Origin of the sequence: Propionivibrio sp., assembly GCF_047602565.1 — a bacterium.
Lineage (GTDB): Bacteria > Pseudomonadota > Gammaproteobacteria > Burkholderiales > Rhodocyclaceae > Propionivibrio.
This window is the reverse complement of record NZ_JASGGX010000001.1, coordinates 3,598,545-3,612,498: the sequence shown is the minus strand read 5'-3', so window position 1 is coordinate 3,612,498 and position 13,954 is coordinate 3,598,545. Positions and strand designations below refer to the sequence as shown.

Genomic DNA, 13,954 nt, shown 5'->3' with positions numbered 1-13,954 from the left:
CCTCCTGATCGAACGGCCCGGACCCTTGGCAGACAGGTGCGAAACCGGGTCTCGACGGCCTCTGAGACAAAAGGCTATCCGACTGGAAATTTGTATCGAGTTGTCGGATAATGGTGCCCCCGCGTTGGTGATTGGAAGCGCACCTCCCGCCCCGGTGAGAAGGTTTCCGTGGCATTCCCGCGGCCAGAATCAAACCGCGTGTTACTTTCTTCCTTTTTGCATCCGGGAATCGCGGGGTGCCATGAAAGGTCCCACACGCATCGTCACCGGTTTCGGTGTCCGGTTTTTTTAACGAGGAAGGTGAATCATGACTATCAAGGTTGGTATCAATGGTTTCGGCCGCATCGGACGCATGGTCTTCCGTGCGGCGGTGCAAAACTTCAGCGACATCGAGATCGTCGGCATCAACGACCTGCTTGAGCCCGATTATGTCGCCTACATGCTCAAGTTCGATTCCGTGCACGGCCGCTTCAAGGGACAGGTTTCCGTCGAAGGCAACACGCTGGTGGTCAACGGCAAGAAGATCCGCCTGACCGCGATCAAGGACCCGGCCGAACTCAAGTGGAACGAAGTGGGCGCCGAAATCGTCGTCGAATCGACCGGCCTGTTCCTGACCAAGGAAACCTGCGAGAAGCACATCGCCGCCGGCGCCAAGAAGGTCATCCAGAGCGCCCCGTCGAAGGACGACACCCCGATGTTCGTCTATGGCGTCAACCACGCCGCCTACGCCGGCGAAACGATCATCTCGAACGCCTCCTGCACGACCAACTGCCTGGCCCCGCTGGCCAAGGTCATCAACGACACGTTCGGCATCAAGCGCGGCCTGATGACCACGGTGCACGCCGCCACCAACACCCAGAAGACCGTCGACGCCCCGTCGAACAAGGACTGGCGCGGCGGCCGCGGCATCCTGGAAAACATCATCCCGTCCTCGACCGGCGCCGCCAAGGCCGTCGGCAAGGTCATCCCCGAACTGAACAAGAAGCTGACCGGCATGGCCTTCCGCGTGCCGACCTCCGACGTCTCGGTGGTCAACCTGACCGTCGAACTGAACAAGGCGGCCACCTACGAGGAAATCTGCGCCGCGATCAAGGCGGCTGCCGAGGGCTCGATGAAGGGCGTGCTCAGCTACACCGAGGAAAAAGTGGTGTCGACCGACTTCCGCGGCGAGGCCTGCACTTCGGTGTTCGACGCCGACGCCGGCATCGCGCTCGATCCGACCTTCGTCAAGCTGGTCTCCTGGTACGACAACGAGTGGGGCTACTCCAACAAGGTCCTGGAAATGGTCCGCGTGATGGCCGCCAAGTAAGGTCCGCACCAAAGGGCACTGCAAGGTGCCCTTTTTTTGTCTTCAATTTCCGGAAAAGAGAGTTTTGCCATGACTTTCAAACGTCTCACCGATCTCGACGTGGCCGGCAAGCGCGTGTTCATCCGCGCCGACCTCAACGTGCCCCAGGACGACAACCTGGCGATCACCGACGACACCCGCATCCGGGCCGCCCTGCCCGGCATCAAGTACGCCCTGTCCAAGGGCGCCGCGGTGATGGTCACCTCCCACCTCGGCCGTCCGACCGAGGGCGAATTCAAGCCCGAGGACTCGCTCGCCCCGGTCGCCAAGCGCATGTCCGAACTGCTCGGCAAGGACGTGCGCCTGGTCCAGAACTGGGTCAACGGCGGCTTCGAAGTGAAACCCGGCGAAGTGGTGATGCTGGAAAACAGCCGCTGCAACAAGGGCGAGAAGAAGTGCAGCGACGAGCTGTCGCAGAAGATGGCCGCCCTGTGCGACGTGTGGGTGATGGACGCCTTCGGCACCGCGCACCGCGCCGAAGCCACCACCTACGGCATGGGCAAGTACGCCAAGATCGCCTGCGCCGGTCCCTGCGTGGCGTCGGAACTCGAAGCCCTGACCAAGGCCTTGGCCCACCCGGCCCGGCCGCTGGTGGCCATCGTCGGCGGCTCCAAGGTGTCGACCAAGCTGACCGTCCTCGAAAGCCTGTCGGCCAAGGTCGACCAGCTGGTCGTCGGTGGCGGCATCGCCAACACCTTCCTGCTCGCTGCCGGCAAGAAGATCGGCAAGTCGCTGGCCGAGCGGGATCTGGTCGACCAGGCCAAGGCGGTGATGGCCAAGGTCAAGGTGCCGCTGCCGACCGACGTGGTCTGCGCCAAGGAGTTCTCGGCCACCGCGCAAGCCACCGTCAAGAGCGTCGACGACGTCGCCGACGACGACATGATCCTCGACATCGGCCCGCAATCGGCCAAGGCGCTTGCCGACATCATCGCCAAGGCCGGCACGGTCGTGTGGAACGGCCCGGTCGGCGTGTTCGAGATGGATGCGTTCGCCAACGGCACCAAGGAACTGGCCAAGGCCATCGCGGAATCGAAGGCCTTCACCCTGGCCGGCGGCGGCGACACCGTCTCGGCGATCAACGTCTTCAAGATCGAGGACAAGGTCGGCTACATCTCGACCGCCGGCGGCGCCTTCCTGGAGTTCCTGGAAGGCAAGCGCCTGCCGGCCGTGGACATCCTCGAGTCGCGCGCCGGGGACTGACGCATCGCCTTTCCGGTCGGGCGCAGGCCCGGCCGGCCTCGCGGCACCGCTATCGACACGATACCGGTGCCGCGCGCTTTTCCGCCCCGCCTTTCCTGTACGGCGCCCTCGGACCCGAGGCGCCGACTTCGGGGATAATATCGGCCGCGTGAGACGTTCCCATCGCCGCATGACCCGGTGAGTCGCCTCCACGCCGTCAACCAACCTGCCATTCGAACCAAAGGAGCATCATGCCCCGCCTCACCAAAATCGTCGCCACGCTCGGGCCCGCCTCGAGAGACCCGCAGATTCTCGAAACCCTGATTCGCACCGGCGTCAACGTCGTCCGGCTCAACTTCTCGCACGGCAAGGCGGACGACCACGTGCAGACCGCCGCGGAAGTGCGGCGGATCGCGGCCAGCGTCGGCCGTCCGATCGGCATCCTGGCCGACCTGCAGGGGCCGAAGATTCGCATCGGCAAGTTCGAGGAAGGCAAGATCCATCTGGACGTCGGGCAGCGCCTGATCCTCGACGCGAAATGCGAGCTCGGCAACCAGGAGCGCGTCGGGCTCGACTACAAGGATCTGCCCCGCGACGTCAGCCCGGGCAACATCCTGCTGCTCGACGACGGGCGCATCGAGCTGGAAGTCGAAAACGTCCAGGGACCGGAGATCTTCACCGTGGTCCGCCACGGCGGGGTCCTGTCCAACAACAAGGGCATCAACCGCAAGGGCGGCGGCCTGTCCGCGCCGGCGCTGACCGCCAAGGACATGGACGACATCAAGACGGCCGCCATGATCGGCGCCGACTTCCTGGCGGTCTCCTTCCCCAAGAGCGCGTCGGACATGTACATGGCGCGCCAGCTGATGCTCGCCGCCGGCGGCCGCGCGCTGACCATCGCCAAGATCGAGCGCGTCGAGGCCGTCGCGGCGCTGGAGGAAATCCTCGACGCCTCGGACGGGCTGATGGTCGCCCGCGGCGATCTGGCCGTCGAAGTCGGCGACGCCGCCGTCCCGGCGCTGCAGAAGCGCATGATCCGGCTGGCGCGCGAGAAGAACAAGCTGGCGATCACCGCCACCCAGATGATGGAATCGATGACCCATTCGCCGACGCCGACGCGCGCCGAAGTGTCCGACGTGGCCAACGCCGTGCTGGACGGCACCGACGCGGTGATGCTCTCCGGCGAAACGGCGGCCGGCGAATTTCCGGTGGAAACCGTCGACGCCATGGTGCGCATTTGCCGCGAGGCGCAGCGCTCGCTGCCGGTCACCCTCGACCGCGGCTTCCTCGACCGGACCTTCACCCGCATCGACCAGTCGGTCGCCATGGCCGCGCTGTTCGCCGCCTACCACCTCAACGTCAAGGCCGTGGCCGCGCTGACCACCACCGGCTCGACCGCGCTGTGGATGAGCCGGCTCAACTGCGGCCTGCCCATTTTCGGCCTGACCGAGGAACCGGCGGCGCTGTCGCGCATGACGCTGTTCCGCGAGGTGTTCCCGCTGCTGCTCCCGGAAATGGGCAACGACCGCGACCTGCTGCGCCGCAAGGCCGAGGAGCGCCTGCTCGAAGCCGGCGTGGTCGCCAAGGGCGACCTGATCGTCCTGTCCTACGGCGACAAGATGGGGCAGAGCGGCGGCACCAACACGCTCAGCATCGTCCGGGTCGGCGAGCCGTTGCCGGCGAAACGCTAGCCCCGGACGCGCCGGCCCCGATCGGGCGGCGGACCGACGTGCCGCCGCCTCCGTGTTCAACCACCCGAAGGAGAAAATGATGCCCCTGGTATCCCTGAGACAACTGCTCGATCACGCGGCCGAACACGGTTACGGCCTGCCGGCGTTCAACGTCAACAACATGGAACAGGTCTGGGCGATCGTCGACGCGGCCGCCGAGCTCGACGCCCCGGTCATCATGCAGGCCTCGGCCGGCGCCCGCAAATACGCCGGCGAGCCCTTCCTGCGCCACCAGATCCTGGCCGCGCTCGAAGCCTATCCGGACGTGCCCATCGTCATGCACCAGGACCACGGCCAGTCGCCCGCGGTGTGCATGGCCGCCATCCGCTCCGGCTTCACCTCGGTGATGATGGACGGCTCGCTGCAGGCCGACGGCAAGAGCGTCGCCAGCTACGAGTACAACGTCGCGACGACGCAGAAGGTCGTCGAGTTCTCGCACGCCATCGGCGTCTCGGTCGAGGCCGAGCTCGGCGTGCTCGGCTCGCTGGAGACGATGAAGGGCGACAAGGAGGACGGCCACGGCGCCGAGGGCACGATGACCCGCGAGCAACTGCTCACCGACGTCGAGCAGGCCGCCGACTTCGTGAAGCAGACGAACTGCGACGCGCTGGCCATCGCCATCGGCACCTCGCACGGCGCCTACAAGTTCTCCAAGAAGCCGACCGGCGACATCCTGGCGATCGACCGCATCAAGGAAATCCACGCCCGGATTCCGAACTGCCACCTGGTCATGCACGGCTCGTCGTCGGTGCCGCAGGAACTGCTCGCCGAGATCCGCGAATTCGGCGGCGACATGAAAGAGACCTACGGCGTCCCGGTCGAGGAGATCGTCACCGGCATCAAGCATGGCGTGCGCAAGGTCAACATCGACACCGACATCCGCCTGGCGATGACCGGTGCGATCCGCCGCTACTTCGTCGAGAACCCGGGCAAGTTCGACCCGCGCGACTACTTGAAGCCGGCGCGGCAGGCGGCGCGCAAGATCGTCGTCGCCCGCCTGGAGGCCTTCGGCGCCGCCGGGCAGGCCGGCAAGATCAAGGCGATCCCGCTGGAAAAAATGGCCGAACGCTACAAGCAGGGCGAGCTGGATCAGCGCATCCTCTGAGCCACCGCGGCGAACGAAAACGCCGCGCCGCCGGGACGCTCCGGCGGCGCGGTTTTTCCTTCGGCCCTCCGGCCGCCCGGCGGAACTGCCTTATAATCCACGGTCTTTGCAAACCTCTCCGGGAAGCGATGCCATGACCCAAGCCCTCTACGAATCGTCCATCAAGAGCCTGCCGCTGCTCGGCCGCGGCAAGGTGCGCGACATCTACGCCGTCGGCGACGACAAGCTGCTGATCGTGACCAGCGACCGCCTGTCCGCCTTCGACGTGATCCTGCCGAACCCGATCCCGGCCAAGGGCAAGGTGCTCACCCAGCTCGCCAACTTCTGGTTCGACCGGCTGGCGCGCATCCTGCCCAACCAGCTCACCGGCATCGACCCGGAGAGCGTGGTCGCCGCCGACGAGCGCGAACAGGTGCGCGGCCGCGGCCTGGTGGTCAAGCGCCTGAAGCCGCTGCCCATCGAGGCCGTGGTGCGCGGCTACCTGATCGGCTCCGGCTGGAAGGACTACCAGCAGACCGGCGCCGTCTGCGGCATCGCGCTGCCGGCCGGGCTGCAGCTGGCGGCCAAGCTGCCCGCGCCGATCTTCACCCCGGCGACCAAGGCCGAGCAGGGCGAGCACGACGAGAACATTTCCTTCGAGCAGGCGCAGGTCGAACTGCCGGGCGGCGCTGGCCGAGACGCTCAAGGGGACCGGCAAGGACGGCGGAGCGATCGCCGCCGAGGCGCGCGACGCGGCCATCGCCCTGTACACCGCGGCGGCCGACTACGCGCTGACGCGCGGCATCATCATCGCCGACACCAAGTTCGAGTTCGGCATCGACGCCGCCGGCACGCTGCACCTGATCGACGAGGCGCTGACGCCGGATTCCTCGCGCTTCTGGCCGGCCGATTCCTACCAGCTGGGCAGCAACCCGCCGTCGTACGACAAGCAGTACGTGCGCGACCACCTGGAAACGCTCGACTGGAACAAGAAGGCGCCGGCCCCGTCGCTGCCGGCCGAAGTGGTGGCGCGCACCAGCGCCAAGTACATCGAAGCCTACGAGCAACTTACCGGCCGGAAGCTGGTCGATTGATCGCATAGCCGCCGACCTGCGTCTGCACGGGCGGCCACGCGGCCGCCCGCTTCTTTTCCGGAACCCGAAAACATGACCGACTCCAATCCGCTGCTCGACTTTTCCGGCCTGCCCCGCTTCGACGCCATCACCCCGGCGCACGTCGAGCCGGCCATCGTCCACCTGCTCGCCGACAACCGGGCGCTGGTCGAACGCCTGGCCGACGACCCGCAACCCGCCTCGTGGGACGGCTTCGCCGCGCCGCTCGCCGACGGCATCGAGCGCCTCTCGCGCGCCTGGGGCATCGTCGGCCACCTGCACGGCGTCAACGACGTGCCGGACTGGCGCGAGGCCTACAACCGGATGCTGCCGGACGTCAGCCGCTTCTACGCCGAGCTGGGGCAGAACCTCAAGCTGTACGCCAAATACAAGGCCATCCTCGAAGGCGCCGAATATCCGACGCTGTCGCCGGCCCGGCGCCGGATCATCGACAACGAGGTGCGCGATTTCCGCCTGTCGGGCGCCGAGCTGCCGGAGGACCAGAAGCCCCGCTTCCAGGCCATCCAGGAGGAGCTCGCGTCGCTGGCCGCCAAGTTCTCCGAAAACGTGCTCGATGCGACCAACGCCTTCGCCGAATTCGTCACCGACGAGGCCGAGCTCGCCGGGCTGCCGGCCGACGTGGTCCAGGCCGCGCGCGAAGCCGCCGAAAAGGACGGCCGGGCCGGCTGGAAATTCACCCTGCACATGCCCTCCTACTGGCCGGTGCTGCAGTTCGCCGACAGCCGCCGCCTGCGCGCGGCCCTCTACCGCGCCTCCGCCACGCGCGCCTCGGAATTCGGCCCGGCCGAACTCGACAACACGCCGCTGATCCGGCGCATCCTCGAACTGCGCCAGGAAGAGGCGCGGATGCTCGGCTACCGCAATTTCGCGGAAGTCTCGCTGGTGCCCAAGATGGCCGAATCGGTCGACCAGGTGCTCGGCTTCCTGCGCGACCTGGCCAGGAAGGCCAAGCCCTTCGCGGAGAAGGACGTGGCCGAGCTGCGCGACTTCGCGCGCCGCGAACTGGGCCTGGACGTCCTCGAACCGTGGGACATGGGCTACGCCTCGGAAAAGCTGCGCCAGGCGCGCTACGCCTTCTCCGAGCAGGACGTCAAGCCGTACTTCACCGAGCCCAAGGTGCTGGCCGGCCTGTTCCGCGTCGTCGAATCGCTCTACGGCGTGCACATCAAGCCGGACAGCGCGCCGGTATGGCACGAGGACGTGCGCTTCTTCCGCATCGAGGACGCGCGCGGCGAACTGGTCGGCCAGTTCTACCTCGACCCCTACGCCCGCGAAACCAAGCGCGGCGGCGCCTGGATGGATGAAGCCATCTCGCGCCGCCGGCTGGCGGCCGGCGTGCAGAAGCCGGTCGCCTACCTGGCCTGCAACTTCCCGCGCCCGGTCGGCGGTAAACCCGCCACCTTCTCGCACAGCGACGTCGAGACCCTGTTCCACGAGACCGGCCACGGCCTGCACCACCTGCTCACGCGCGTCGAGGAACTCGGCGTCTCCGGCATCCACGGCGTCGAATGGGACGCCGTCGAACTGCCGTCGCAGTTCATGGAGAACTACTGCTGGGAATGGGACGTGCTGCGCGGCATGTCGGGCCACGTCGACACCGGCGCACCGCTGCCGCGCGAACTGTTCGACAAGATGCTCGCCGCGCGCAACTTCCAGAGCGGCATGCAGACCGTGCGCCAGATCGAATTCTCTCTGTTCGACATGCTGCTGCACGGCGACTTCGACCCGCGCGGCGAGCGCGGCGTGCTCGACCTGCTCGACGCGGTGCGCCGGGAAGTCGCCGTCACCTTCCCGCCCGAGTGGAACCGCTTCCCGAACAGCTTCTCGCACATCTTCGCGGGCGGCTACGCGGCGGGGTATTACAGCTACAAGTGGGCCGAAGTCCTTTCCGCCGACAGCTACGCCGCCTTCGAGGAGGCGGGCGATCCGTTCGATCCCGAGGTCGGCCGGCGCTTCCTCGACGAAATCATCGCCGCCGGCGGCGCCCGCCCGGCGTTGGAAAACTTCCGCGCCTTCCGCGGCCGCGATCCCGAGGTTGATGCCTTGCTGCGGCACAGTGGTATGATCACCGGCTAGCACCAAGGCATTTCCGGAGGATCATTTCATGCCCGCGTTCCGCCTCGCCCTGTTTTGCGCCGCCGTCGCCCTCGCCGCGCCGTGCGGCGCGCAGACCACCTACCGCTGGATCGACAAGAGCGGCCAGACCGTTTATTCGGACCAGCCGCCCCCGGCCGAAGCGCGGGCCGTCGAAACCAAGGAAGGGCGAGGCCGCGACAACGAACGGCCGCTGCCCTACGCCACCCGCCAGGCGGCGGAGAAATATCCCGTCACCCTCTACACCGCGGCCAACTGCACCGACGCCTGCGCCAGCGCCCGGGCGCTGCTCAACGGCCGCGGCGTCCCGTTCGCGGAAAAAATGATCAACAACCCCGAGGAAGCCGCCGAGATCGGCAAGCAGATGGGCAACGAGTCGTTCATCCCCGGCTTGAAGGTCGGATCGCAGAATTTCCCCGGGTTCGAGGCCGGCTCGTGGAACAATCTGCTCGATCTGGCCGGCTATCCGAAAACCGCGCCCTACGGCAGCAAATCCTCGGGCGCGTTCCCGCAGTGAGGCTCCCGTCCGGAGCATGACGGCGGGAAGCGGACGGCGCGCCGGACGTCCCCTCGCCGACGGCGGATTGACAGAAATTTACCAGAACCCCCGCCGGCGCATGGCCGGCGCGCATCCGTTTCATTTGCCAGCATCATCGATCGCGTCTATAGTCAGACTCGCCGAAAAAACGGCGCAGGAAGTTTTTCTTTTTTTTATCTTTCTTTCCCAACCCATCGAACCTACAGGAAGGAACGTTCATGGAATCGTACCAGTCGATACTGGCCAAAATTTCCGTACTTCACAAAAAAGCCTCCGAACTGCGAGAGTCCGAAAAAAAACGCGCCGTCGCCGAGATGCGCAAGCTGATCGAGCTGTATGACGTCAAAGCCTCCGAGCTGTTTTCGAACGCGCCGGCCGCCGCCGGCAGGGCGGTGCCCGCTCCGGCCAAGAAGACCGCTCCGCCCAAGTACCGCGATCCGGCCACGGGAAAGACATGGAGCGGACGCGGCAAGCGGCCGACCTGGCTGGTCGGCGACAAGGATGCCTATCTCATAGACGCGCCGGCCGGGTTGGCGGGCAAGGCGCAGAAACCGAAGGCAAAGGTGCAGGCGAAGGCGAAGCCGGCGGCCGCGAAGAAACCGGGCGCGGCGAAAACGACTGCCAAGCCGAAAAGCGCCGCGAAACGCAAACCGGTCCAGAAAACGGCTCTCCCGAAAACGGAATCCGTCGCTCCGGCCGCCGCTCCCGAGCCGGCCGCCCTGCCGACGGCCGCCTGACCTTCCCGCCTTCCTGCGAGTCGGGCGCCAGCCGGAGACGGCCGGCCCCCGATCCGGCGGATCAATTCCCGGCGAAGAATTCGGACGCGAAGCGGAGAAACGTTGCGAGCGCCGGATTCTGGTGATCTTCCCGCCAGGCCATTCTGCCTTCGGCGATGACGTCCTGCCGGCCGATCGGCCTGAAAACGACGTCATCGAAGTAGAACTTCGACACCGAGGCGGGCACGATCGAGACGCCCATTCCGGTGCGCACCAGGCCGACGACGGTGAGCACCTGATCGAGATGCTGGATGAATTTAGGCACGACGCCCGCCGAGACGAGCAAGCCGTTTACGAGGCTGTAGAAATACCGTCCCTGTGCCGGCGAATACATGATGAAGGGCACGCCGTTCAGATCCTCCGGGGCGACGGCGCCGCCGGCGGCCAGCGGATGCCCGGATGGCAGGACCACCCGCAGGGGATCGCGGTAGACGGTCTGGTGCTTCAGGGGTAAACGGCACGCCAGCGGCCACAGGAAGCCGACGTCGATGGTGCTGCTCTCGAGCGCCTTGAGCTGGTCCATGGTCACCATTTCCCGCAGCACCACGTCGATGTCCGGCAGCTCCCTCTGCGCCGAGGCGATCAGCCTGGGCATCAGGTCGAAGCCCATCACCGTGGTGAACCCGACGACCACGCGCCCGCTCTGGCCCGTGCTGGTACGCTGCGCGGTCGTCGCGGCCTGCTTGGCGAGATTCAGCAGGCGCGTCGCGTCGGTCAGGAAGACGCGGCCGGCCGCGGTCAGGCGCACGGAGCGGCTGGTGCGCTCGAACAGCTTGACCCCCAGCGCATGTTCCAGGAGCTGGATCTGCCGGCTCAAGGGCGGCTGGGTCATGCACAGCCGTTCGGCGGCACGGCCGAAATGCAGCTCTTCGGCCACCGCGACGAAACAGGCCAGTTGGGTGAGGTCGTGGATCATTCCCAATATCGAATCGATCGATTCTGATTATGCATGGATTGGACATGGATATTTTATAGGATTCAATCACGTTGACTGCTGATCGATGTCATAAAAACGACGGGCCGAAGCCCGACAGGGAACGCACCGGAAATCCATTCATTCACGGAGGGTCACATGCAGCGCTCATCGATTCTTTCCACCGCCGCCCGCCTGTGCGCGGCCGCGGCGATCGCGGCGTCGCCGCTGGCGTCCACGCCGGCCTTCGCGGCCGACGAATTCAACCACATGGTGCGCATCATCGTGCCCTTCGCGCCGGGCGGGACTTCCGACATCCTGGCGCGGATCATCGCGCCGAAGCTGTCGGCGGCGATCGGCCAGACGGTCATCGTCGAGAACAAGACGGGCGCCGCCGGCAACGTGGGCGCGGACGCCGTCGCCAAGTCGCCCAAGGACGGCCATACCCTGCTGCTGTGCGACGTGGGCTCGGTGGCGACCTCGCCCAGCCTGTTCAGCAACCTGACCTACGACGCCGAGAAGGATCTGGCGCCGGTCGGCATGATCATGTTCGCGCCGTACGTGCTGGCCGTGCATCCGTCGGTGCCGGTAAAGACGGCGCCGGAGCTGATCAAGTACGGCCAGGACAATCCCGGCAAGCTGGCCATGGCCAATTCGGGGATCGGCGGCATCAACCACATCGCCGCGCTGATCATCGGCAAGGAAAAGAACGTCACCTGGAAGTACGTGCCGTACAAGGGCGGCGCCGCCGCCTCGCGCGCCGTGGTCTCCGGCGAATCGAACACGATCATCAACGGCGCCACCGCCACGCTGCCGTTCGTCACCAGCGGGCAGCTCGTCGGGCTGGCGGTGACCGGCAAGGCGCGGCTGAAAAACGTCCCCGACCTGCCGACATTCAAGGAAATCGGCCTGCCGGCCGAGGACTACGGCACCTTCCAGGGTATCTTCACCACGGCCGGGACGCCGCCCGCGGTGATCCAGCGGCTGAACGACGAGCTGCGCAAGATCCTGGCGATGCCGGAGATTCAGCAGAAGATCGCCGAACAGGGCGGCGAAGTGCAGAGCGGCAAGCCCGAGGACATGAAGAAGTGGCTGCATGAGAGCATCAAGACCTACGGCGCGGAAATCCGCGCGGCCGGCATCAAGGGCGAATGATGCCGCCCGACTCCGGCCCGGAGAAACGCCGCCCGGCGCTCGATGACCTGCTGTTCGGGGTCTTCCTGGTGGCGCTCTCGCTCGTCGTCTTCGCCAGCACGCGCCGGCTCGCGGTCGGCACGGCGGCCGACATGGGGCCGGGCTACGTGCCCCTGGCGATCGCCTGGGGCATGACCGCGTTCGGCGTGTTCTTCATCGGCAGATCCTGCGTGACGCCCGGCGAGCGCATCCTGCCGCCGCACTGGCGGGCGCTGATCCTGATCCCGCTCGCGGTGGCGGTCTTCGCGTTGCTGGTGATGAAGGCCGGGCTGGCGATCGCCAGCTTCCTGGCCATGCTCGTCGCCAGCGCCGCCAGCGCGGAAACCCGGCCCGTCGAGATCGTCGTCTTCAGCGCCGTCGTCTCGCTCGCCTCGGTGCTCATCTTCGTCCGGGCGCTGGCGCTGCCGGTGCCGATCCTTCCCTGGTAGAGGCGCATGGAACTCTTCGACAACCTGATGATCGGCTTTGCCACCGCGCTGCAGTGGAACAACCTGCTGTACTGCCTGATCGGCGCGCTGATCGGCACCATGATCGGCGTGCTGCCGGGCATCGGCCCGGTGCCGACCGTGGCGCTGCTGCTGCCGTTCACCTTCGGCATGGCGCCGGCCTCCGGCTTCATCATGCTGGCCGGCATCTTCTACGGCGCGCAGTACGGGGGTTCGACCACCGCCATCCTGGTCAACATTCCCGGCGAGACCTCCTCGGTGGTCACCTGCCTGGACGGCCACCAGATGGCCCGCCACGGCCGCGCCGGCACCGCGCTGGCCATCGCCGCGCTGTCGTCGTTCTTCGCCGGCACGGTGGCGACCGTGGTCATCGCCGTGCTGAGCGGCCCCTTGTCCAGGCTGGCGCTGAGCTTCACTGCCGTGGAGTTCTTCAGCCTGATGGTCCTGGGCCTGGTGGCGGCGGTGATCCTGGCACACGGCTCGGTGGTCAAATCGCTGGCCATGGTCGGGCTCGGGCTGCTGCTCGGGATCGTCGGCATCGACGTCAATTCCGGCGCCGAGCGCATGACCTTCAACATCCCGGAATTCGCCGACGGGCTGGGCTTCGTTTCGGTGGCGATGGGCTTTTTCGGCCTGGCGGAAATCATCAGCAACCTCGAAAAGCCGTCGCAGCGGATCATCGTCAAGCAGAAAATGAAGGACCTGTTCCCGTCGCTGGCCGACCTGAAGGCGGCGTTCCCGGCCACGCTGCGGGGGACCGCGATCGGTTCCATCCTCGGCGTGCTGCCGGGCGGCGGGGCGGCGCTGCCGCCGTTCACCGCCTACGCGGTCGAGAAGAAGCTGGCGCGCGATCCGTCGCGCTTCGGCCACGGCGCGATCGAAGGCGTGGCCTCGCCGGAGGCGGCGAACAACGCCGGCGCGCAGACCAGCTTCATCCCGCTGCTGACCCTCGGCATCCCGTCGAACGCGCTGATGGCGCTGATGATCGGCGCGCTGATGATCCACGGCATCCAGCCCGGCCCGCAGATCATGGTCGAGCAGAAGGAGCTGGTGTGGGGCGTCATCGCCAGCATGTGGACCGGCAACCTGATGCTGCTGGTCATCAACCTGCCGCTGATCGGCATGTGGGTGTCGCTGCTCAAGGTGCCGTACCGCCTGCTCTTCCCGGCCATCCTGCTGTTCTGCTGCATCGGCGCCTACGGGGTGAACAACAGCGTGGTCGACGTCTGGCTGATGCTCGGATGCTCGATCGTCGGCTACTTCTTCAACAAGGTCGGGGTCGAGACCGCGCCGCTGCTGCTGGGGCTGGTGCTGGGGCCGCAACTCGAGGAGAATCTGCGCCGCGCCATGCTGCTTTCCGGCGGCGACTTCAGCGTGTTCGTCACGCGGCCGATCAGCGCCATCCTGCTCGGTACCGTGGCGGTGATCCTGCTGGTCATGCTGTCGCCGGCCGTGCTCAGGAAACGGGTCGAGATCGTCGAATCCTGAGGCCGGCGCGATCCGCCCGATGCGGGCAAAC

At 66.6% G+C, this 13,954-nt stretch carries 11 protein-coding genes and 1 pseudogene; 11 read left to right on the top strand and 1 reads right to left on the bottom strand.

The features are described 5' to 3' along the window. Positions 1-307 precede the first annotated feature (307 nt). The 8 genes and pseudogenes from gap (at position 308) to QM701_RS17075 (ending at position 9,843) form a co-directional block, all read left to right on the top strand. Positions 308-1,309, top strand: a complete 1,002-nt coding sequence (gene gap, locus QM701_RS17110) for a type I glyceraldehyde-3-phosphate dehydrogenase (RefSeq protein ID WP_415168215.1) — start codon at positions 308-310, stop codon at positions 1,307-1,309. Between the two features lie 69 nt (positions 1,310-1,378). Next, a complete protein-coding gene (locus tag QM701_RS17105) occupies positions 1,379-2,548 on the top strand; it encodes a phosphoglycerate kinase (RefSeq protein ID WP_415168214.1) in 1,170 nt (389 codons plus the stop codon). A gap of 230 nt (positions 2,549-2,778) precedes the next feature. Beyond that, positions 2,779-4,218 carry a pyruvate kinase gene (gene pyk / locus QM701_RS17100; protein ID WP_415168213.1) on the top strand — a complete coding sequence of 480 codons (1,440 nt, stop codon included), beginning with the start codon at positions 2,779-2,781 and terminating at the stop codon, positions 4,216-4,218. A 79-nt stretch (positions 4,219-4,297) separates the two neighbouring features. Then, positions 4,298-5,362 carry a class II fructose-bisphosphate aldolase gene (gene fba / locus QM701_RS17095; RefSeq protein WP_415168212.1) on the top strand — a complete coding sequence of 355 codons (1,065 nt, stop codon included), beginning with the start codon at positions 4,298-4,300 and terminating at the stop codon, positions 5,360-5,362. A 133-nt stretch (positions 5,363-5,495) separates the two neighbouring features. Beyond that, positions 5,496-6,435, top strand: a pseudogene (locus QM701_RS17090) (phosphoribosylaminoimidazolesuccinocarboxamide synthase). Positions 6,436-6,507: 72 nt separating this feature from the next. Further along, on the top strand, positions 6,508-8,550 hold the full coding sequence (locus QM701_RS17085) for a M3 family metallopeptidase (protein ID WP_415168211.1): 2,043 nt from the start codon (positions 6,508-6,510) through the stop codon (positions 8,548-8,550). Positions 8,551-8,578: 28 nt separating this feature from the next. Then, on the top strand, positions 8,579-9,085 hold the full coding sequence (locus QM701_RS17080; RefSeq protein WP_415168210.1) for a glutaredoxin family protein: 507 nt from the start codon (positions 8,579-8,581) through the stop codon (positions 9,083-9,085). 239 nt (positions 9,086-9,324) lie between these two features. Next, complete coding sequence (locus QM701_RS17075; protein ID WP_415168209.1) at positions 9,325-9,843, top strand: H-NS histone family protein; 519 nt, start codon at positions 9,325-9,327, stop codon at positions 9,841-9,843. Between the two features lie 61 nt (positions 9,844-9,904). On the opposite strand, the gene QM701_RS17070 is transcribed toward QM701_RS17075, so the two are convergent. Beyond that, on the bottom strand, positions 9,905-10,798 hold the full coding sequence (locus tag QM701_RS17070; RefSeq protein WP_415168208.1) for a LysR family transcriptional regulator: 894 nt from the start codon (positions 10,796-10,798) through the stop codon (positions 9,905-9,907). Between the two features lie 156 nt (positions 10,799-10,954). Between QM701_RS17070 and QM701_RS17065 the strand changes: the two genes are divergently transcribed. Genes QM701_RS17065 through QM701_RS17055 form a run of 3 tightly spaced genes read left to right on the top strand, consistent with a single transcriptional unit; the run spans position 10,955 to position 13,923 of the window. Then, the gene (locus QM701_RS17065; RefSeq protein WP_415168207.1) at positions 10,955-11,950 is read left to right on the top strand and encodes a Bug family tripartite tricarboxylate transporter substrate binding protein; all 996 of its coding nucleotides are present in this window, start codon (positions 10,955-10,957) and stop codon (positions 11,948-11,950) included. Then, positions 11,947-12,417, top strand: coding sequence for a tripartite tricarboxylate transporter TctB family protein (locus tag QM701_RS17060; protein WP_415168206.1), 471 nt, complete (start codon positions 11,947-11,949; stop codon positions 12,415-12,417). Before QM701_RS17065 ends, QM701_RS17060 begins: the two co-directional genes overlap by 4 nt. 6 nt (positions 12,418-12,423) lie before the next feature. After that, complete coding sequence (locus QM701_RS17055) at positions 12,424-13,923, top strand: tripartite tricarboxylate transporter permease (RefSeq protein WP_415168205.1); 1,500 nt, start codon at positions 12,424-12,426, stop codon at positions 13,921-13,923. The last annotated feature ends 31 nt before the right edge of the window (positions 13,924-13,954 follow it).